This window comes from Leisingera sp. F5 (genome assembly GCF_001593695.1).
Genome location: NZ_LUKH01000630.1, coordinates 1 through 1,962, shown reverse-complemented (window position 1 = coordinate 1,962; position 1,962 = coordinate 1). Strand labels below are relative to the sequence as shown.

Here is a 1,962-nt window from a genome sequence, read left to right as displayed (position 1 = left end):
GCGGCCGCAGCCGGGGACCTGCTGCCTGCCGGTTCGGACCGGCATAGTGAAACAGGTCTGGTGCTGGCTGCCGAGGACCGTTTTCAAGGCGGCGAATTGCGTATTGTCGAAAGTTTCCAAAGCAGCCTGTTTCCAGAACCTGTCCGCACCCGGTTCGCGGCCACTGCTTTCAGGCGCGGCGGCCGTGCCAACCGGATGGGGGTGGAAATGGTCTCGGACGGCGAAGGCTTTGCCGCAGACGGCCAGCTCAATATCCTGTCCGAGGTGATCCTGCCGGGTGATGTGCAGATGACGGGCGACGGCAAACCCTTCGTGCTGCTGCGTGAATGCCAGACAACGGGCGGCTATCCGCGGATCGGCACCGTTCTGCCCTGTGATTTGCCCAGGGTGGCCCAGGCCCAGGCCGGAGCTGCGCTGCGGTTCTGCTGGATCGGATTGGAACAGGCTCTGGAAATTCAGGCTAAGTTTGAGAAGTCTTTAAAGGGGCTGCCCGCAGCTTGCCGCCCGCTGGTCCGCGATCCGGCTGTGCTCCGGGACCTGCTATCCTATCAATTGATCAGCGGGGCCGTCTCTGCGGAGGCTGACCCTTTTGCAACGGGAGAGACTGCATGACCAAGACCGTCGATTTGAATGCCGATATGGGCGAAAGCTTCGGCCCCTGGACCATGGGCGATGATGCGGCGCTGCTGGGCATCGTCTCCTCGGCCAATATTGCCTGCGGCTTTCATGCGGGCGATCCGGATGTGATGGCCCGGACCATGGCGCTGGCGCATGAGAACGGCGTCGGGATCGGCGCCCATCCCGGGTTCCTGGACTTGCAGGGCTTCGGGCGGCGCAAGATGCATGTGCCGCATGACGCGCTGGCCAACATGATCCGCTACCAGCTGGGCGCAGCGCAGGGCATGGCGCGGGCTGCCGGAACCCAAGTGCGGCACCTGAAACTGCACGGGGCGCTGTCCAACATGGCCTGCACCGATCACGCGATGGCGCAGGCCTGCTACGAGGCAGCGCTGGAGGTGGATCCGGACGTCATCATCATGGTGCTGGCGGCCACGGCCATGGAAGAGGCGGTGCGCGGCCTTGGCTGCAATTGGTGCGGTGAGATCTTTGCCGACCGTGCCTATAATGATGACGGCACGCTGGTCGACCGTTCCTTGCCGGGCGCTGTCATTCATGACCCGGCCCTGGCCGGTTCGCGCATTCTGAAAATGGTGGAAGAGGGCGCCATTATCACCGAAAGCGGCAAGCGCATTCCCACCTCAATCGATACCATCTGCCTGCATGGGGATACGGCGGAAGCTGTGCAGCTGGCTCAATCGGTCCGCACCAGCCTGAGGGAAGGCGGGATCGTGATCCGTCAATTCACCGGGCGCAGGGGCTAAGCACCGCTGGCGAGGCGTGTCACTTGTCTCAGCCGGGAGGGTCGCCTGGCTCAAGGGCGTCTTTAGGTGTTTTCAAGAAAAACCCATGGAATCGAATGTCAGACTTTAAGGGAAACTGCCGGATGCGACTCGCGGAACTCTGCCCCTCTTGTGTGCTTTGATGGAGGAGCCCCAACATCTAGCGGGCGGTGATCCTCAAGCCATCGCGCCTGTCGCGCCTATGCCGGGCCAATTGCTGGAAAACAGCAAGCCGGCCATCCTTTTTTTACATGTAACCTGTTGAAAAATAACAAACTTCAAGAGTGCTTTGCAAAAAGTCATGCAAACGTCAAAAAAGGGCTTGCGGGTTGTTGGGAGTAACCTTAGAACCCCCTTCACCGGCAGCGACGAGATGCTGCTGAGACACACCGGACGGGACGGCGGGAACGCGGGACGGGACGGGAAACGCACCGGAGAGACGGTGGGACGGGCTGGAGAGGTGGCCGGACGCTCAGGAGAGACTGGGGCATTTTGAGGGATACGGCAGGCGGGCGCGCCAGGGAATACTGGCGCATCGGTCTTGTTTTTGGCCTCTTGGTGC

The 1,962-nt window shown here is 61.7% G+C and carries 1 protein-coding gene and 1 pseudogene; both read left to right on the top strand.

Features of this window, described 5'->3' with window-relative positions; all coding sequences use genetic code 11:
- A pseudogene (locus A2I95_RS34130) lies at positions 1 to 612 on the top strand (urea amidolyase); the annotation flags it as partial.
- The gene (locus A2I95_RS34125; RefSeq protein ID WP_291736945.1) at positions 609 to 1,382 is read left to right on the top strand and encodes a LamB/YcsF family protein; all 774 of its coding nucleotides are present in this window, start codon (positions 609 to 611) and stop codon (positions 1,380 to 1,382) included. The pseudogene A2I95_RS34130 and the gene A2I95_RS34125, both read left to right, overlap by 4 nt.
- Positions 1,383 to 1,962 lie beyond the last annotated feature (580 nt).